This window comes from Colwellia sp. MB02u-6, assembly GCF_014077095.1.
In the GTDB taxonomy this organism is placed as follows: domain Bacteria; phylum Pseudomonadota; class Gammaproteobacteria; order Enterobacterales; family Alteromonadaceae; genus Cognaticolwellia.
Window position 1 is genome coordinate 1 of record NZ_JACGVG010000017.1, and the last position, 19,503, is coordinate 19,503.

At 39.3% G+C, this 19,503-nt stretch carries 16 protein-coding genes and 3 pseudogenes; 4 read left to right on the forward strand and 15 right to left on the reverse strand.

Annotation, left to right across the window (positions count from 1 at the left end; all coding sequences use genetic code 11):
* Positions 1–151: 151 nt before the first annotated feature.
* From H4J46_RS01050 to H4J46_RS01075, 6 genes and pseudogenes are all read right to left on the reverse strand, one after another.
* Positions 152–1,443, reverse strand: a pseudogene (locus H4J46_RS01050) (transposase).
* Between the two features lie 412 nt (positions 1,444–1,855).
* A complete protein-coding gene (locus H4J46_RS01055; protein ID WP_182231742.1) occupies positions 1,856–3,112 on the reverse strand; it encodes a hypothetical protein in 1,257 nt (418 codons plus the stop codon).
* 515 nt (positions 3,113–3,627) lie between these two features.
* Positions 3,628–4,608 (reverse strand): transposase, encoded by a 981-nt coding sequence (locus H4J46_RS01060; protein WP_182231743.1) that lies wholly within the window; start codon positions 4,606–4,608, stop codon positions 3,628–3,630.
* 37 nt (positions 4,609–4,645) lie between these two features.
* A pseudogene (locus H4J46_RS01065) lies at positions 4,646–4,752 on the reverse strand (transposase); the annotation flags it as partial.
* Positions 4,753–5,157: 405 nt separating this feature from the next.
* On the reverse strand, positions 5,158–5,367 hold the full coding sequence (locus tag H4J46_RS01070; RefSeq protein ID WP_182231744.1) for a LacI family DNA-binding transcriptional regulator: 210 nt from the start codon (positions 5,365–5,367) through the stop codon (positions 5,158–5,160).
* Positions 5,368–5,564: 197 nt separating this feature from the next.
* Positions 5,565–5,750 (reverse strand): N-succinylarginine dihydrolase, encoded by a 186-nt coding sequence (locus H4J46_RS01075; RefSeq protein WP_182231745.1) that lies wholly within the window; start codon positions 5,748–5,750, stop codon positions 5,565–5,567.
* 350 nt (positions 5,751–6,100) lie between these two features.
* Here H4J46_RS01075 and H4J46_RS17600 point away from each other — a divergent pair, with 350 nt between their 5' ends.
* Positions 6,101–6,454: a hypothetical protein gene (locus H4J46_RS17600; RefSeq protein WP_404851629.1), complete on the forward strand. Its 354-nt coding sequence runs from the start codon at positions 6,101–6,103 to the stop codon at positions 6,452–6,454.
* A 372-nt stretch (positions 6,455–6,826) separates the two neighbouring features.
* Here the strand turns inward: H4J46_RS17600 and H4J46_RS01085 are convergent, their stop codons facing one another.
* Together H4J46_RS01085 and H4J46_RS01090 are read right to left on the reverse strand one after the other, a co-directional pair.
* Positions 6,827–7,006 (reverse strand): hypothetical protein, encoded by a 180-nt coding sequence (locus H4J46_RS01085; RefSeq protein WP_182231746.1) that lies wholly within the window; start codon positions 7,004–7,006, stop codon positions 6,827–6,829.
* A gap of 500 nt (positions 7,007–7,506) precedes the next feature.
* Positions 7,507–8,298 carry a PEP-CTERM sorting domain-containing protein gene (locus tag H4J46_RS01090; RefSeq protein ID WP_182231747.1) on the reverse strand — a complete coding sequence of 264 codons (792 nt, stop codon included), beginning with the start codon at positions 8,296–8,298 and terminating at the stop codon, positions 7,507–7,509.
* A gap of 534 nt (positions 8,299–8,832) precedes the next feature.
* Here H4J46_RS01090 and H4J46_RS01095 point away from each other — a divergent pair.
* Together H4J46_RS01095 and H4J46_RS01100 are read left to right on the forward strand one after the other, a co-directional pair.
* Positions 8,833–9,108, forward strand: a complete 276-nt coding sequence (locus H4J46_RS01095) for a hypothetical protein (RefSeq protein ID WP_182231748.1) — start codon at positions 8,833–8,835, stop codon at positions 9,106–9,108.
* Between the two features lie 106 nt (positions 9,109–9,214).
* Positions 9,215–9,580, forward strand: a complete 366-nt coding sequence (locus H4J46_RS01100) for a DoxX family protein (protein ID WP_182231749.1) — start codon at positions 9,215–9,217, stop codon at positions 9,578–9,580.
* 1,448 nt (positions 9,581–11,028) lie between these two features.
* Here the strand turns inward: H4J46_RS01100 and H4J46_RS01105 are convergent.
* From H4J46_RS01105 to H4J46_RS01135, 7 genes and pseudogenes are all read right to left on the reverse strand, one after another.
* Positions 11,029–11,223, reverse strand: coding sequence for a hypothetical protein (locus tag H4J46_RS01105; protein ID WP_182231750.1), 195 nt, complete (start codon positions 11,221–11,223; stop codon positions 11,029–11,031).
* A 319-nt stretch (positions 11,224–11,542) separates the two neighbouring features.
* On the reverse strand, positions 11,543–12,328 hold the full coding sequence (locus tag H4J46_RS01110; protein WP_182231751.1) for a 2OG-Fe(II) oxygenase: 786 nt from the start codon (positions 12,326–12,328) through the stop codon (positions 11,543–11,545).
* 23 nt (positions 12,329–12,351) lie between these two features.
* Positions 12,352–13,683, reverse strand: coding sequence for an aldehyde dehydrogenase (locus H4J46_RS01115; protein ID WP_182231752.1), 1,332 nt, complete (start codon positions 13,681–13,683; stop codon positions 12,352–12,354).
* Positions 13,684–13,842: 159 nt separating this feature from the next.
* Positions 13,843–14,894: pseudogene (locus tag H4J46_RS01120) on the reverse strand (NADP-dependent oxidoreductase).
* Between the two features lie 125 nt (positions 14,895–15,019).
* A complete protein-coding gene (locus tag H4J46_RS01125) occupies positions 15,020–16,189 on the reverse strand; it encodes an iron-containing alcohol dehydrogenase (protein WP_182231753.1) in 1,170 nt (389 codons plus the stop codon).
* Positions 16,190–16,290: 101 nt separating this feature from the next.
* The gene (locus tag H4J46_RS01130; protein WP_182231754.1) at positions 16,291–17,415 is read right to left on the reverse strand and encodes an alkene reductase; all 1,125 of its coding nucleotides are present in this window, start codon (positions 17,413–17,415) and stop codon (positions 16,291–16,293) included.
* Positions 17,416–17,608: 193 nt separating this feature from the next.
* Positions 17,609–18,442, reverse strand: coding sequence for a CmcJ/NvfI family oxidoreductase (locus H4J46_RS01135; RefSeq protein WP_182231755.1), 834 nt, complete (start codon positions 18,440–18,442; stop codon positions 17,609–17,611).
* A gap of 107 nt (positions 18,443–18,549) precedes the next feature.
* Here H4J46_RS01135 and H4J46_RS01140 point away from each other — a divergent pair, with 107 nt between their 5' ends.
* Positions 18,550–19,449, forward strand: coding sequence for a LysR family transcriptional regulator (locus H4J46_RS01140; protein WP_182231756.1), 900 nt, complete (start codon positions 18,550–18,552; stop codon positions 19,447–19,449).
* The last annotated feature ends 54 nt before the right edge of the window (positions 19,450–19,503 follow it).

Below are 19,503 nucleotides of genomic sequence, written 5' to 3' on the forward strand. Positions count from 1 at the left end.
ATTGAGGGTTTATATCAGCTCTTTATAAGGCTTCGCGTAGCGAAGCCGATATTTATGAATATCCATGCTTTATATTTTTTATTCGTTCAAAATTGCTGATGTTGGCTCCTATTTGAAACATATTTTGGTCTTTTAAGGAAAGATTTACCTCTTACGGCAACATCACTTCCTTCATCAATTTTTCTATTTCAAATATATTGAGCATTCTTTTTAAATTATACCCCAATACATGCAGGTTCAATTCTGTACTGACATTTTTAAACCCTCTTGTTAAAAGGTGCGTGGCTCCTGCCCACAACTTAATCGTACCAAATGGATGTTCAACCGATTGTTTTCGTTGAAGAATCTCATGAGACGCTGTTTCGAGCAAGGCTTCCATTTTTTCCATATCAGCTTCATGGATCCAACGTCTCATTCTTCTTGGATCTTTTTTAGAACGGGTACATTGGCTTCGGATAGTACAATTTTTACAAGCCATCCCATTGAAGTAAATTTTGATATCTAACCCTCCTTCTATCGCATTGAATCGATGTTGAAGCTCATTGCCCGCGGGGCAAATATAAACATCATTATCTTGATTGTATTGAAACAGTGACTTGTTAAAAATCCCCTTCTTTTCTGGGCCTGATGTATCGGGTTTAGGTACAAGAGTCGATACACCTAAATCTTGAGTATCTTTAATATCTTGTCGGTTGTAATAACCTTTATCTGCCAATATCGTCGTAACACTTTTCCCTAACGCTTTAAGTGTCTGTTTGGTCATGTTGCACAACTGGCCTCTATCGGTTGTATTGGTGACTTCGTGAGCAACAATTAAATGATGTTTCGTATCGACAGCGCTTTGTATGTTATAGCAAACCGCTCGTGTCATACCCTGTGTTTTCATCAAGCGACTATCTGGGTCGACCGTTGATATTTGTTTATCAGGATGATTATTTACGGCTAACTCCATCTCTTTTAGTTCGACGAGATGTAGTTTTTATCTTTGTTGTTTGACGCCTTAAATTTACTACCATCAATGGCAACGGTCGCTTCACTAAACATATTGAATTTATGGCACATTTGAACGAACGTTTTACAGGCGTTTTTAATTCCAAGATGGTTATCTTTTCTAAAGTCAGCGATTGTTTTAAAGTCTGGTGATAAACGCTCCGTGAGCCACATAAGTTCAAAATTACGTTGTGTTTCTCGCTCTAGACACCGTGATGACTGAATTCGGTTTAAATAACCATAGATATAAATTTTGAGTAATATGGCTGGATGATAACCAGGTCGGCCAGTTGCTTTAGATTGAACACCTTTGAAACCAAGGTTTTCTAAATCTAACCCCTCGACAAATACATCAATTACTCTAACAGGATTTTCTTTAGCGACAAAATCTTCAAGCATTTCTGGAAAGAGGGTTGCTTGGGAGCGAGATGAACCTTTAATATGACGTGACATATAGCCAACATATAATCAATTAACCTAATGAATATTATAGCAAATATAGAGTGATTTATTATCTTGTTTTGAGATTGATTGATCATAAGTATTCGGTGCTTATTCGAAAAAGTGATCAAAACGTTTTCACACAGGCTGAGCCATAACCGCTCATTGATTTTTTGATGAATCAACATCACTGACCCCGTCGATTTGTGGATCAAAAATAAAATGAATTCTGTTTTTCAACGAACCTGACTCCGCAGGTTCAGGCAGCTTTATGAGCAGCTAAGCATGAAAAAAGCCACCTCAAATGAGATGGCTTTGGCCTTAGGTTTGTATGTAAAACGTTGGCAGCGATGTCTCAGGGCTGGCCTGGGAACTAAGGGTTACAAATGCCGAATCGATGAAATATCCCTAAGAATATTTTGTTTTAATAAGGATTATTGAGTATTTCTAAATCGGCTTTGCAAGCGGCTGCAAACGTATCGAAATTTTCTGGATATAACGTATTATCTGTAACCGCCCACGTGCCCCACCACTTGTCAGTGTCTGTGCCGGGCTTAATGTATTGTGTTTTCTGGATCCAATACTCAGAAGAACTATCTACGCGATAGTCGACGATTATCGTTTCCGAGGTGATTCCGACCCATGTGTTTGTGTCATAATCGGTTATCCAATATTCCTCATTCCAAATTTCAAATGTATGTGGGTCCATCTGGTCTTGTCTCGCTAACCATTTGGCTTCTGTGTTCCAAAGCGGGCACACTTTGGTAATCTCAACCGGTCCGCATGTATCACCGATTGTCCGAATACCTATCGCGCCTGTGGCATATAAATTCCCACACTCGACGTCGCTCGTCGCGCCGCTAACGGCACCGTTAATATACGCTTTACCGTTAAACGTTGACCCGGCACCCAATGTGAGGGCTCCGCCCAATATCCACGTGACATTCGCACCTTCCTCCAGCAAAATTTGTGACCCAGCGCCCATGGTCATCGCCCCGCTAGTGATGACGGTTACGTCCCCACTTATCGTCAGCGTGGTACTCGCCGCCAGGTTTATCGCCCTGAAGTAATGAGGACTGTTATCGTCTTTAGGATTAATGGTAAGTTCAGATAGGTCCGTATACGTTTCGACTTCGTCAATAATCACTGGATTATCGACGAACTTCTGGTGTATCGCCTGTATCGCGGCTGTCATCATATTGGCATTATCGGTCGCTTCTTCGGCTTCGTAAGTTTCCCCCTCTATCTCCGCTCCGGCGCCCACTGTGATGGCGGCGCCAGCAGCGACATTGTGGACTGTAGCACTAGCGCCGACTACCACGGCGGCGCCCGCGACGATGTCTAGAGCGGTGGCATTCGCCCCTATTCCCACGCCACCACCCGCGTATATTTGTTCAACCCGTGACCAGGCACCTGTGGTAACAGCAGCGCCAGCATAGATGTCCTTTACGGTAGTATAGGCACCGATAGCAACAGCCGCTTGTGAAGCGAGATGTCCGCCAATATTGCTGGTCCCCGGCTGCGAATGTTTGGGCTGCGCTCCTATACTCACCGCACCACCCGATATTGCAGAATACGAGCCCATGGCGTCCTCAATTGCAGTGGCTTGTTGTGCATTAGCTAAACCAGCAACAGAAACTGCCAAAGCGGTTAAGCAGGTTTTTATTATTTTATTTTGCATTTTTTATACCTTTTAATTCCTTCACAAGCGTCTTGGAAGGTAATTACTAAAAGTGACATGTCATCACCACAATGATAAATAGTATACCCATATGTAAGTAAATGTAAGTAAATGTAAGTAAATGAACGAAAAATAAACTTTAATCTAATAAAGTGCAATAAGCCTTACAATACATCATGAATATATACAAAATGTTAATATTGCAATGGGTAAAAAATTTAGATGATACTTCTCAGTAATGTGAATAAACTGATAGTGCATGTTGGCATTAAACAACGCTCTTGTTTAAATAATCTGATAGAAATTTTTAACTATGCCGCCCATGATAATCCTACGTAATAATAATGCTCGAAACACTGATATCCATTGGTCAACAACAATGCATCTGCTTCATCTGGTAAGCCTTCGTATATCGATTTTTATATATTTTCATTAAATGAGTGAATTTCAGGCAAGCGCTACTTGCTACCCAAAGGGAGCCGTATTTTTCTTGCTGTCTTAGCATGTAGTTAAGTTTAAGCGCTATTCAAACAAGCTTGAGCATTGGCTTTACCGTGTGCTCGCTTTAAACCCACGTGTTTAGTAAATTCACACAAATGCTCTGCGGTGCCCACCGCGCCAGTGAATATACATTCAAAGTTTGTGGTGAGTTTTAGCCAACTTTCATCGCTGATGTGAAGTCTTGACAGTATATTGACAGTTTTAGCATCGATAGCGCCTCGTTTGTCTTCTCTTATGACGCGACCTGTTTCATCTACCAGGGTTAAATAGTCCTTCAAGCTAAAGCTTATACCTGAGGTTTTCTCCTGATGTGCATGGCCAGTAAAAGGTAATAACGTTGTCGGTTGCTCTCCCATGATGGCTGCTTTGATACGAAGTTGAATACTGGTAAAACTCGATTGCTCAGGTGTTTGCGCAATACCCGCACGGACTGGGTTTAAATCTACATAAACCATACAAGCGAGTAATGCACCTTCATCGAGCAGGGCTTGTGATGTAAAGCGTCCTTCCCAAAAGTGCCCTGTGCATTTATCTTCTTTATTGGCTTGTCGAGCAATGGGCTCGTTTAATGCCCGCATAAACCAACTGATATCGATTAAACGCTGTTTATAGACCTGTGCTGTTTCTTCAACGATTTCCATTTCGAATGTAGTTAATGATTGCTCTCGCTGATATTGACGGGTCAAAATGGTGCCTTTAAACAACTTATGCCAACGGGAAAGTACATCTAGCGTAGTCCAGTTTTTAACTTGTTCACTATCAACATGAAGTACTAAATGTAAGTGATTATGCATAACAGCGTGAGCACAAATATCAATGGCAAACACCTGAGATAATTGAAAAATACGCTGTTCAATCCAACTACGCCTATGCTCATAGTTGAGACCCGTTGCTTTATCAACACCACATAAAAAGGCTTTGCGGACGGTTCGACTGCAAATATGATAATACGGCGTATCAGATAAACTGATTTGTTGTGAACGAGGCTTGGGCATAACAACAAACAAGTTATTATGGGTGGCTTAATTAGTGTTAATTAAATAGCCAATTTTTACGGCCAATAACAAACGGTTTATCGAGCGTTCACTGCGATTGTTATCGATATTCCGTCGGCCATCTCCAATGTAACGGGTCAGTTTCATACCTTAGAACTACCTCACTTAGGGGTGGAAGCGCCTTAGAAATAACACTCTATATCATCTAGATTTTAAATAAAGCTAATGACTATATTGGTGGCTTTATTGTCTATCAAGATAAAGGTAAGTCAACGTTCATCGTACTAAAAACAGCTCCAAGAAGTTATTGATGTTAATGTCCATAATGTCGGATCACTTGTAGTTAGATAAACCAAGGCTAACGTCCGGAAAGTGGCAAAAGTTAACGTTCAGAAACGAAATGCGTCTGGCAGCTATGAGCTTGCAGGAGACGCTGATTTTATTTCTTAACCAGTGCCCTATCGACTGGCAATAAAGCCACCATAGTTGCCATTCACTTTTTGAATTGTTAACGGTCACTTTGTGCTTTGCAGACATTAAAAACTTAACTTAACTTAACGAGATGTAGTTATTAGAAAAACGACGAAATGCCATTTCACGTGCTTTTTCATTCGGCGTAAAATCAAGTGCAGTCATTGCTGCGGCTATTCGCTTCCTTGTTTTTTCTCCTACATTAGGTTTTGCGTTTAGTACTCTTGATACTGTTGTAATAGAAACACCTGCCAATTCAGCTACATCTTTTATAGTCGTATTTTTCATTGTTGCACCCTTTATTTATTAAGGTTGAGTATACCTAGACTGTGTAAAATTAATTTACTTGGGTTAATGCGATTCAACAAACGATTATAATTTGATTGATAAATGAAATAAAATCATCTGTTTTCTGCTCACATATCATCCTGATTCAAAAGTCCCTAAATAAAGAGATCGGCCACTGACGCTTAATCTATAACTCATTAATATTGAAATATATAAACAGATCCTAAAGATAGTATTTGAGAATGTTCATCTAATGCCCTTAGTGATTCACTTATCAATTCTGGGCCTCTAAAGTCATTCATCATTAGCTTATCGCGATAGTGTGTATTAACCCATTTAACTAATCGGGAATATAAAGGGTTTATTGGTGTGTTGTTTGCCATTATTCATTATATATTGGCTTTCTTTGTTAAATGTCTAAAATGCGGTAAGTTGTTAACAGTTCGTGGCTTTAAAAAATTAAGCTTGATACACATGTTAGTGGTTTAGAGGTTGCACTTTTATGGTTTACCATTAAAGTTCATTGTATGCCTTGCGGTGAGAAATTGGATGAAAATGGCATATAATAGTTTCAAGAGGAACAAAATATAATCCATTTCAACATATCGGTAGAACATATTAATTTCTGTTTTGTGCGTTATTTTTTCCTACTAGATAAAATGCCACCGGCAGCAATGAGCTTGAAGCTCACAATAAACCATACTTAGTTCTCTATTAATAACGGAGAACTATCATGTTTACTTTAACCGTTTATAAACCATCAGAGCCTTGGAATAAAAACAAAATTGTAGGACAGAAATTACCGCTTAAGCTTCAACAAATTTGGGCAATCCGAATCAGACTAGAATTAGTAAATAATATAAGAGACCTTGCTCTTTTTAATCTTGCTATCGCTAGTAAATTAAGAGGTTGCGATTTAGTAACTCTAAAAATAAGAGATATTGCTCACGGAAAAACTATTCAGTCGAGAGCTATTATTGTTCAACAAAAGACAGGATTACCTGTTCAATTTGAACTTACCGAAAACACTCGTAATTCAGTTCAAAATTTAATTACAAATTTTCAACTAAGCTCAAATGATTATTGATTCAAATCTCGTATTCATTCATCAGACACTTATCAACACGTCAGTATGGAAGGATTGTTGATGCTTGGGTTTCCATAATTGGTTTAGATCAAACCCAATATGGAACTCATTCGATGAGAAGAACGAAACCATCATTGATATATAAAAAAATAAAAACTTGAGAGCATGCCAACTATTGCTCGGACATCGAAAGCTTGAAAGTACTGTCAGGTATTTAGGGATATAGGTAGATGATGCTCTTGAGATATCAGAGAGTATCGATTCATAGGTGTAGGTAATGTGCTAGAACCATAACTGGTATTTGGCTCTCATGCCGCCAGTCACTTAATTATATTATCATGACTTCAAAGTTATCTTACCCTAATTTCGTGGTCACACTACTACTGTATCCACGGTTACGTACTCATAGCTGAAAGCACGAATTTTCATTCCGGAATCCAAAGTAAACTCAACAGTTGTTGAGCGAGGTGACAATAACACTGCATCGTGCTCTTCACCTGATGAGCACGTTTCTTGGCCACAGGCTAAGTCTTTAGTCAATTTTATCCGCATTACTACTCTTCACTATGTTAAATAATTAAACGGATTGTACCAACAATGCCATCATTTAGATGTAAAAAAATGACCTGAGTGACCCGCATCAATAAAAGATTATAAAGAGTTTACATGATTCACAGCATCACCAGCCCCGATTGAACATCACTGTGACTGGCTTCTGCGCCACCATTGCGGCCGTTCATCATCAAATTATTAATGCTAACTTTGTCCGCTTAGTTGACGTTAACTACTGGTTATTCTTTAGGTCAACTGATCGCTAAAAGCTGACGTTTTTTTTAAACTAATACTTGCTTAAAAGCTATAAAATTGAGGCTAGTAGTATTGCATCTTCAGTTGATATGTTTGAAAACTTATACTCATATGATATAGCAAATGATTAAGTATCCTATGGTGGTGCTTTAATAATGAAACTAACTTAATACCAATTAGCATATACAAAAAAACACCAATCATTACAATTGATGTTTTCTAAAATCAAATATTAAAAAACTATATTAATATTGTTTCTTAAATCGACGTGATGCTAAACCCATCATGCCTAATGCGAAAATAGCAAGTGTTGATGGCTCAGGGACCGCGCGAGGGGTCGCGCCCGCTTCGGCAAAAAAGGCAGAACCTCCAGCAGCGAAGAGGCCTTGTCCTGAATAGTCAACCAAGAATGCACCTGCCCCTGTTGCTTCGTTAATTGACAGCACACTGGTACCACCCACACCAAACAAATCGACATTGTTATTTGTTGCCAGACCAAAGACTGCATTAAAGCCGATATTGCCCACTAGAGTACCAAATCCTGTGCCGGTATCAAGTTTGAACAGGTTATCAGGGGTACCATTTGAGCTTAAAAATAGCTCTCCCCCAATAAAAGCCAAATCTCCAGACGAGCTGTATGCATCCCCACCATTGCCGATTATACTTGCCATGCCCGTCGCAACATTAATGGAATAAAGCGAAGTATTTGCCGCATATAAATTACCCGCAGCATCAAAAGTAAGTGAATTGAGAGAGGCACTACCAAAGTTACCAATCAGTGAAGCACTTGCGGTATTCTTATCAATGCTATATAAGTTATCAAAACTGACACCATATAGGTTGCCAAGTGGGTCAAAGGCAATATCAGTCATAAATGTACCCATATTACCGATAACATTTACATTACCGGTTGCAGCATCAACTGTTCCAAGATTACTGCCCACATCCCCAACCCAAAGTATTGGACTAGCGTTTGCCAAGCCTACATTCATTATTAAAGCTGTTACTCCAATTTTTAATATATTTATTATTTTCATTTAGTATTCCTTTTAATTATTTCACAACAAAGTTGAAAGGTTATTATTAAAATGATGCATAACCTTTGTACATGTAGGCACAATTCACGCCAAAACCATAAGGCATTGTTTTTCGATAATATACTTGAAGGTTTACATTTTTATATAATTACATTGTAAAATAGCCTGACACAGAATGAACAAAAATTAATGCTACAGTCACTGTTGATTTTATTAAAAACTTAAATCAAACAGAGTAGCTATAGTTTGAAAATACTATCAATCTTGCTGTTCAAAAGCGTCAGCTATCGTATCCAAACTGCCCCTTAGCTGGGACGATTTCACTCATAAATTTAGACCACTTTGTGGCATTAGCGACATTTTAGCGATATTGTTTATGCAATAGAAGTTCAAACTAAATTGCTACACATGTGCTACAAATAAAGTTACCACTTAATCAAGTGTGCATTAAGTCATCGATTTTAAACTACTAAATTAATTATTAACAAACCATTATTGGGGCGTTAGCAGTACAGGAGGTTTCGAGATTAAATTATGGATACGAATTCATCTAAAACTAAATTTTCATTTCTTTGGGCATTAGACATCTCGAAAGGTATTTTATTCTTAATCTTCGCTGTTGCTGGTATTAAGGTTTTATTATCGCCCGGTGAAGATCCAATAAATGTAATTCTCTGGCACTTGGCTGAGGTTTCGCTAATTCTGATACCTGCGGTAATCTTTTGTGCCTTCATTTATGCGTTATTCAACTATGATTATTTACTTGCAAGTGAAGTTGAGTCTCAAAAGAATAAAAAAGCAAATAGTTAAGTGGTAATGTACTGCTAACAAGGCGTTCAAACGGACAAATAACAGCTGGCTGTGGTTCGTGCCTCACAAATTTTATTTGCCGCTTAACGTGGCGTTAGGACTATAAATGATCACTCGTATTTCGAGCTATATTATCGCGTTAATTTTCTTCGCATCGGGCGGTGCTAAATTATTGTCGTTGACATTCGAAGTTGAAGCCTTTGCACGTTGGGGATACCCAATTGAATTTATGTATTTCACTGGTGTAGTTGAATTTGTTGGCGCCATAGGATTACTTATTCCTCGACTATCTTCGTTCGCTTCTCTATGCCTAGCAGTGCTTATGCTCGGCGCTATTGGAACGCACATCGTTCACAATGAGTGGTTAATGCTCGCTGTTGCTTCTGCTATAGCGCTAGCTGCATTGTGGCGTGCTTGGTTTGGTCGAGCAGAGGTTAAACAATTATTAATAACTCTTCGCCCCAATAAATAGCCCTAACAAGTCACTTGAAAGGACAAATAACAGTTGGTTTTTGCTCCTTTGTCGCTTATTTTAACCAACAATTAAAAGCCTCTTAATGGGGCGTTATCGATACAAAATCTAATCTGAATTCAATGGGTGTGTTAGCAATGAATATGACGCGAAACTTTTGATTGACTCTAACCAATCAGATATAGTCACTTTGGGTGAAGTTGCACTAGCAGATCAAAATTGACCTAATGTAGTTAAAGATAAACAAAAACTACAAGCATTTAGTTTCGACATGTTTAATCCCATTGCCGATCTAAAAATTGCGAACAAGTTTTTAGAAAAAAATGTCTAACACAAAACTTACATTTCTTCGTAGATTTGAATAAAGGAAATAGATATCCTACCAAAATAGCTAGTTGCACATCGCTGTGCAACTAGCTACCGTGCAATCCTTTAGGCTTAGCTTTCGCTACAGGAAGCACTCGGCTAGGTACGTCCATCGTTAAAGAGGCTCAGTAGAGAAAATTTAAAAACAGTTAAAAGATACAACTAAAAATCACAAAAAGACTATAGTCGAATTGAATATATAACAATATTCGATAAAATCTTTAATACGGAAGAAGCTATGTGGGAAGCCTTGCACGACATAGGTGATATGTCAAAACCGTTAGATCTGTGACAATGGTTTTTAAAGCACACTAACCTTTTGTGTTAAGCTGTTAAACGGAGCGTAAAGCTGATAAAGCTCACGCAAGAACTCTGATGTCTAGCTTAGCGTTAGGCCTATCAACGCGTTCATACTAAAAAAGGAACTTATGATGACAAAAACATACAACTTACGACTACTAATTAGCTGCAAAGTAATGCCAGTAGAATGGCGAGCTCGGCGAGCTATCAGTAACTTGGTCGCAACTAAAGCCATTAAGCTATGACGGGCAAACAGTTCGTACCTATGCACAAATGCGAACGGTGCAACGACCACAACATATACGAATTCCATAGTGACTATTGTACATGTTCCTTATTCATCGTTAGCCTTGCAAACAACGAGCAACATGAGGTCTACGCGCATGATAGTAAGTTAGCGGCGCTAAAATATGCAGAGTCCTCAAATATCGATAATGACAATTATTTACTGAAGTCCACCATTGTCGTTACCGTTAATGGCGAGGATTTCGCTATAGGCGCTGAGCCTAAGATCAACTACTTTGCAAATAAGGTAACAGTTTCCGATGATTAGGTTAGGCAGCAGAAAAGCCGTTAGACGAGCCCTTGTAAAAAAGTAACACCAAGTAAAACTAAAATACAAAATAAGTTAGGCCAAAGAGAGCTCAAATCATCCAAAATTTGAACTCTCTTTGGCTATCAATTTTGGAGTAATGCTTAGCTTTGCACGTTGCGCTGAAATTGGAAGTTATTTTGGAACAAGAATGAAAAACTACAAGCGTCGTCCATGGAAAATTCTAGTTCTAACAAAGTGACTTCAAGCATTTCAGAGTCAAATCAGGCTGATTCCCTGACATTAGTAATAAGGTCATTTTGGCATGGTCGAGGCTTGGATACTCAGCCATCATGTGGAACCAACTGTCGTCTGACGGCGCCGCTACCATAGCTTTAAACTGACAGCCGCCATCCTCAGATACAACCACCAATAAGTTAGACATTTATCTGTCACTATGAGCGGATATTAAGTATTACTAATGCTCGCTTTGTATCTAGGCGAGCATTAGATTAGATGATTTCACATAATAAATTAGATTGGCTTTGTAGCAGGAATTAATATGTAGTTTTTGATGTTTTAAGAAAAGAAATTAAAACACTAATGATGGCAGCTGGCCATCCGTGCCGCTTTTCAAAGAACATCCTAAATACCATTGGGGATCAATGAAGCTAATAGATAAATATTACTCATAAGATGATAAAACGTCTACTCAAGAGAATTGTTGATATGAAATAGTAAACCAGAATAACTCTTATGCCACTTCACAACTCAAATAAAACATCACTTCGGATTATATATTTAACTCCCTCAATAATCGGCACTGAACTGTGTATGTAACTTAAAGGATGCATGCCATGCGGAAAGCACAATATACTGCCGGCAGGGGTTCGAATATCAACATGACTAACCTTACCCCCCGCTGCTGCTGGTTTAGTAGGATCATCCGCATTGACCATGAAACGTGTTTCACCACCTTCGAAGCTTTCACTTAATAGCATTAAAAAGCTCATTTGGCTATAACGGTCAGGATAAGCATTAGCGACTAGCTCATTATTAATAATACGACTACCCGGCCAAGAACCATCAGAATGCGGTTTAAAATAATCCTCAGGATTATAACGATAAAATCGAAAACGCGCATTGATACCCAAGGCTTTACTGCCAGAAAAAATAGCTTGTCGGTCATCCATTAAATGTAAGATGCGTTGCCAAATAATCCCATCGGTTTGTTCATCAACAATCCAAGTCAAGCTGTCGTTATGTCGAATACTGCGTGGTAAAGAAACCGCAGCATCGGGCAGATAACCTAACGCTTCACTAATCGCGATCAATCGTTCACATTCATCTTTTGCCAAAACATTTAACAACTGGAATGCACCCGGCACTTTATCCAACTCATGTCGTTTAATATGACTGATGTCATAATGTTCATCTAAGTGTGCCGCATTCATATGGCGGTTACCCCATGCTGGTAAAGCGGGATGCTCGGCACCAGGTTCTAAAGCAGTGACAAAAAAATCGCCGACTGTATCTTTTGTTGTATTCATTGTTTACTCCATTAAATACTGACTTATTTACTGATAACGCGTACTTGCGCAAACTGACGATGTCCAGCAGCAGTACCATGAAAACCAAAACCACTTTGTTTTGCACCAACCCAAGGTCCAATGCCGCCAGCACCTTGGTTGATGCCTACCATGCCAGCTTCCATTTGTTGCGCAACTTTATCTGCTCCAGCGCCACCAAAAACCACAGCACCTAAGCCGTAAGCACTGGCATTGGCACGTTCAACCGCTTCAGATAATTGCTTAAAACGACTTATAGCAACAACGGGACCAAAAGTTTCATATTTTTCTAGCAGCATATCGGGTGTGATATTTGTCACGACTGTAGGCTGTATAAAAGGTAGTTCATAATGGTGCGTTCCTAATAAGAATGTTGCCCCTTTAACATGAGCATCTTTTAGTTGAGATAGTACATTTTTATGTTGCTGAGGGTTAACAATAGGTCCAATATTGACATTCCTTTGATCCCAAGCACCCGCTCGATATCGACGAGCTAAAGCGACGACTTTTTGCTCAAACTCATCAGCTATACGTTCATCAACATAAATGCGCTCAGTAGAGGTACACATTTGCCCCGTATTTTCAAAAGAGCTTGCCACCGCAAACTGAACAGCTTCATCAATATCAGCACTTGCCATTACGATAAGAGGGTCATTACCTCCTAACTCCAGGACTAAACGTTTTAGTCCTGATGCCGCACTAGCCATAATATGTTTGCCTGCGGCAAGTGAGCCTGTGAACGCTACCATATTGATCTCGCTGTTAACTAATGCTTTACCCGTTTGAGCATCACCTTGTGCGATTTGTAATACACCTTGGGGTAACACTTGATTTAACGTTTTAACAAAAAGTTCGGCAACCAGAGGCGTTTCTTCAGACGGCTTTAATACCACACTATTACCAGCAACAAGTGCAGGCAATAACAAGTTATTCCCCATAGCTAATGGGTAATTCCAAGGTGAAATCACAGCAACAATACCTAATGGTCGATATTGCATTTCAGCATTACGTCCCATTGGCTCAGTCTTCAGAGATTGCGCTATTTCCTGAGTAAAATAAGCGGCATTCTGGACGGTGCCAGCCACTTCATAACTTGCTCTACGGTGATCTTTTCCCATTTCTTTACTGATCAATAATGCTAGCTGATCTTCTATTGCAGCAAGACACTCGTAAGCCTGAACGACTATTTTTTGACGTTCATCAAGCGACAATGCTGCCCAAGATTTTTGCGCCTGCTTCGCACGTAGAACAATAGCCGGAATATCTGCCGGCTCGCAAATAGGTACATCACCCAATGGCGCTCGATTAATGGGGTTGTAGGAGGTAAGTGTTGGCATGAAAGGTTTCCTAAAATTACATTAGCTGTAATCTGTTAATTTTATGTTCTAAATCTGATGTATTAGATTTAAGCCATCAAATTTATCAATTGATAACAAAATAGAAGCACGATGATGTGCTGCGGTTATATCATCGTGTCTCATTATTTTTACGCGGTTTTATACGAGTTCATCTGGCCCAACACGTACAACTAACTTGCCGAAATTTTCACCTTGTAATAAACCAATAAAAGCATTTACTGCGTTCTCAAGGCCTTCAACTCTATGCTCTTTGTACTTTATTTCACCCGCATTTAACCATTTAGACATTTGCTGACTAAATTCAGGATAACAATGACCATAATCATCAAACACAATAAAACCCTGCATTTTAATGCGCTTAGTCAATAGTGTGCCCACTAATAAAGACAATCTGTCCGGTCCACTGGGTAATTCGGTTGCGTTATACTGAGAAATTAGTCCACATACAGGCACGCGCGCACAGCTATTTAATAATGGCATTACAGCGTCAAACACTTTACCGCCAACATTTTCAAAATATACATCAATGCCTGATGGACAAACCGCCGCTAATTGCTCAGCTAAATTTTCACTTTTATGATCTAAACAATAATCAAAACCTAAGGTTTCAACCGCATAGTTACATTTGGTATCGCCACCAGCAATGCCTATCACTTTACAGCCTTTTAATTTGGCAATTTGGCAATTTGGCCAACTAGGCTACCTACAGCACCGGTTGCCGCCGCAACAACGACCGTTTCGCCCGCCTTTGGCTGACCAATATCAAGTAAACCCATGTAAGCCGTTAAGCCTGGCATACCTAATACACCTAACGCATGCGAGTGGTTATCCATGTTGTTATCAAGCTTAAGTAATTCGCTACCATTGATAACGCTATAATCTTGCCAGCCACCAAAAGCGACAACCCAATCACCTTTGTTATAATCGCTATGGTTTGACTCTTCTACTCGACAAACACTACCACCGACCATGACTTCATTTAAAGCAACAGGGTCTGCATAAGATTTAGCATCATTCATTCGCCCGCGCATATAAGGGTCGAGTGAAAGAAAAATAGTACGAAGTAATACTTCACCGGCTTTAGGTGTTGGTTTTTCGCTATTTACCAGGTTAAAGTTTTCAGCTTTTGGCGCGCCAAAAGGTCTAGATGCCAAAAGAATTTGGCGATTTATATCAGTTTTTTGAGTCATGTTTATTCCTATGAAGAAAGCGCTAATGTAAAGAGATTGTGTTAATAGATATTAAAAAAGCCTGCGTGTGAACCTTGTAAAGTAATACACACGGCACTTATACCTGTCTTAATTATGATGAATCATTACAATGCTTGAGTTAAGATCTCACGGCTTATTGCTAAGGTAATATCGTCATTTTCGCCCAATGCCGTCATACCATGTTGCTCTAATCGTTCAATCAGTAAGTCGATATCTTTGCTACCAAGATCAACGTGGGATAAACGTGTTGGTACTTGCATTGTTTCGAAGAATGCCTCAGTTAAACTAATCGCTTTATCGATACGCGCGTTGTCATCACCATCCGTTATCTGCCAAACGCGTACTGCATATTGTAGTAACTTTTCACGTTTTTGTTCTTTACGCACTTTCATTACCGCAGGCAATACAATAGATAGGGTACGCGCATGGTCGATACCAAAAGCACCGGTAAGTTCATGACCTATCATATGCGTTGACCAATCTTGTGGTACACCTGCTCCTATAAGACCATTTAAGGCCATGGTTGCCGACCACATGATATTAGCTCGAACTTCTAAGTCTCCTTTAGTCGCTGGTGCTAACGCTTTTGGTCCTTCTTCAATCAATGTTTGTAATAAACCTTCACTAAAACGGTCTTGTACCTTGCCATTTACGCTGTAAGTTAAGTACTGCTCGATAGTATGAATAAAAGCATCAACAACGCCATTGCTGATTTGACGGTCCGATAATGACATAGTCACACTTGGGTCTAAAACAGCAAATAATGGACGAACTAACGGACTAGAGAAAGGTAGTTTATTACCATCACGTGTTACCACAGAGTTACCGTTACTTTCAGAGCCGGTAGCTGGTAAGGTTAATACCGCGCCAATAGGTAATGCTTTCGTGAACACTTGCTGTTTCGCAAGAATATCCCAAGGGTCATTACCTTCACTATTACCTTCGTAAAGTGCCGCTGCGGCAATAAATTTAGCGCCATCAACAACTGAACCGCCACCAACAGCGAGTAAATAATCAATGTTCTCTGCTTTAATTATTGCTTGCGCTTGCATCAAAGTGTCATAGGTTGGATTTGGTTCGATACCTGAAAATTCAAACCAAGTATGCTCTATAAGCGCATCACTCACTTGTTGATATACGCCATTACTTTTAATTGAACCACCACCATAAACCAGTAAAACTCTTGCATCTAGTGGGATCTCATGTGAAATGGCGGTAATTTGCCCTTCACCAAAATGAATACGGGTTGGGTTTTGAAAACTGAAATTTAACATTGTTATATCCTAAAATTTTTCAAGAAAGTAATTTATAAATGCGTTAGTTTAAGCGCCAGTTAATGACTCATTAATCCATGCCCCGCTTTTATAAAAACAGCTTATAAAGCGTACACAGGGTAATCGGTATAACCTTTATCAGTGCCACCATACATGCTTTTTGGGTCAACGTCGTTTAACGACCATTCGTTCTTAATACGCTCTGGTAAGTCAGGGTTAGCGATAAATGGGCGACCAAAACCAAAAATATCACCATTGCCTTCAGTTAAAATTCTTAATGCTTTTTCTGGCGTATATTTACCGGCGTACATCACTAAACCGTCAAAGGTTTTTCTTACCGCCTTGTAGAAGTTTTCAGGTAAATCAGGTGCATTATCCCAATCTGCTTCAGCAAGTGATAAATAAGCGATGCCAATATCATTTAGCGTTTTAATAGCGGCAATATAGGTTGCATGTGGATCGCTTTCTACTAAACCTAAATAAACCCGCACTTCATCAGTACTTTCAAATAATGGCGCGAACCTTACGCCTACTTTGTCAGCGCCCATAACGCCAGCAACGGCTTGCGTTATTTCCTTTAAAAATCGTAAGCGATTCTCTAAGCTACCACCATATTTATCAGTTCTATCGTTGCTATGTTCAGAAATAAATTGATTCACCAGATAACCATTACCACAATGTAATTCAACGCCATCAAAGCCGGCTTCTTTAGCATTTACCGCCGCTTGTTTGTACATTTGTACCAGCTCCTCAACTTCAAGAGTTGATAAGGCCCTAGGCTCACTTGGATCAGTTAATGCACCTTGCTCTGGAGCCGTTTCGATAAAAACTTTAACCGCATCAGCTTTCAATGCTGATGGGCCAACAGGTGCTGCTTGGTTTGGTTGTAATGAGGTATGAGAAACACGACCAACATGCCACAATTGACAAAAAATAATGCTACCCGCATCGTGTACTGCTTGTGTTACCTGTTGCCATCCTTGAATTTGCTCTGCACTATGAATACCGGGTGTCCACGCATAACCTTGCCCTCTTGGTTCAATTTGAGTGCCTTCAGTGACCATAAAGCCAGCGCCAGCACGTTGCGAATAATAATTAGCCATCAACTGGTTAGGTATATTGCCCGGTTGAGAGCTTCTAGAACGTGTTAATGGTGGCATAACAATACGATTCTTAAGGGTATAAGGGCCAAGCTCTGTTGTTTTAAATAAAGGTGAAAATGTCATGCGTTACTACTCCAAAATAAAGTTAATATAATCGTAGCGGTGATTAATAAATGAGTTCCAATGCTGTCACCGTTCTTCAACATCACTAGCACCACCAAGTGCTTAATTTATAATTTTTTTGTGCTATTTATTAGGTACGTGGCTAGAGTTTGTTATTTCCACACAGCCTATTGTTAATATGATTTCAATTAATTTATTTGTTAAATAACAAAATAGTTCTCAACTCAATACTGACGCGACTTTGCGCGTTTTTAGCCACCGAAGGCAGTGAGAAAGCACTATGCGGAATTCTATTAACTGCATTGCTTTCGTCGCTATCAAATACTTTAAAATTAAGTTGTTCTTTCGATGTCATTCGAGAGAAATAAAACCAACGATTGTTTGGGTTATAACTAAAACCTTCAATTTCCCCAACACGATCAGGATAGGCAACCTGAAGTAAATGTGATTGCTCTGAAGTAATACTGCGCGCATCGGCAAATGCGAGTGGGCTGTCTAACACCACATCAACTAACGGTATCCAAGTATTAATAAATTGATAGCGACGATAATCACTCGCTTTTAAGCCCTTTTTTTCAAGTTCAATATCTAAACGATTTTGTGCCGAACTAGCGACATAATCGTTATGTACCGTATGAATAGGAGAGCGTTTTTCAGCACAATGAGGCCTGTTTTCAACCGAACGAATTGTATGGTCGAATACCACGCCTTTGCTGGCATTGGTTAAGCTCATAAGGTGTTTGATGATTTGCGGATAAAGTTCACGGCTAACCACAGCGTCATCAAAATAATCAGCCACATGATACTTATTGGTAACTAAACCAAAACCATCTTCTTTTAGTGTCGCAGTTTTCGTTAATAAACGAGCATCCGTAATTTTGACCACACGTTTATCCACTTGATCGGTAAGTGTGTCGGTACTTTTTTTGCCTGTTGATAAATCAAACGTCGCTTGAATATTTGGCTTGATATAATTGATTTCAGCAGCAAGGGTCGGCTGATGTTGATTTGCGGCATTCAATAGCATAATAAGGTCCAATTAAGTTCAATAAATAACGAATTAACTTGATGGGATATATGCTAACCTTCCTTCAATACAAACAAAAACAATATGAACTTGTTAGAGATACAAAAATGAGTGGTATCAATCGACTAGACATTAAACAACTGCGGGTATTACAGCTATTACTTCAGGAAAGAAATTTGTCAAAAGTGGCTCATATTATGGGCTTAACTCAACAAGCGATTAGTGAGCAACTGAAAAAAATTAGACATAGCTTTGATGATGAAATGTTTATACGCACCAGTAATGGCGTAATTCCAACGCAAGTTGCAGAAAAGATGGAACATCGGGTAAATCAGATATTGGCGGATATTGACAACTTAATTACCGGCGAAAAATTTAACCCGGCTGAGCTTTCAGGAATATTACAAATAAGTTCATCGGACTATGCGCTAGTCACCATTCTTCCGATGTTATTAACGCAAGTGAATGCGTTAGCGCCAAACCTAAAAGTGATCATCAGGGATTTTGAGTCGGATAATTTAAACCAACTGATGGTGACGGGTGAGCTTGATCTGGTGTTTACTTTTCCTGAGTTTATTCCTGACAACTACCCGAACAAGCGTCTATTTGAAGACCATCATGTATGCGTAACAGGGAATAATTCAATTTATCGCGGGAAAAAATATAGCTTGTTAGCACTAGCGCAGCTGCCACAAATTGTTATCTCACCTTCAAGACCTAATTTAAAAGGCTCACATGACTCTTGGTTTGCTAAACAAGGATTAAAAAGACATATACTTATGTCAGTGCCTAGCTTCTCTGCTGCATCAGCCATTATTGAAGCGACCAACACCATTGCATTTTTACCATCGAGACTATTACCCGATCCTAAGTTAGTTGCGATAGAAATTGAACAAAACCCACCAAAATTTGACGTTATTGTTGCCTGGCATCAACGCTCAAATAACAATCCGTTACACCTGTGGTTATTGGGCTTACTGGATAATATTTTCTGCTCTGCTGAATAAATAAATCAACAGCAATTTAAGACGCTAGACTATTAGCTTGGCTCATTAATTATG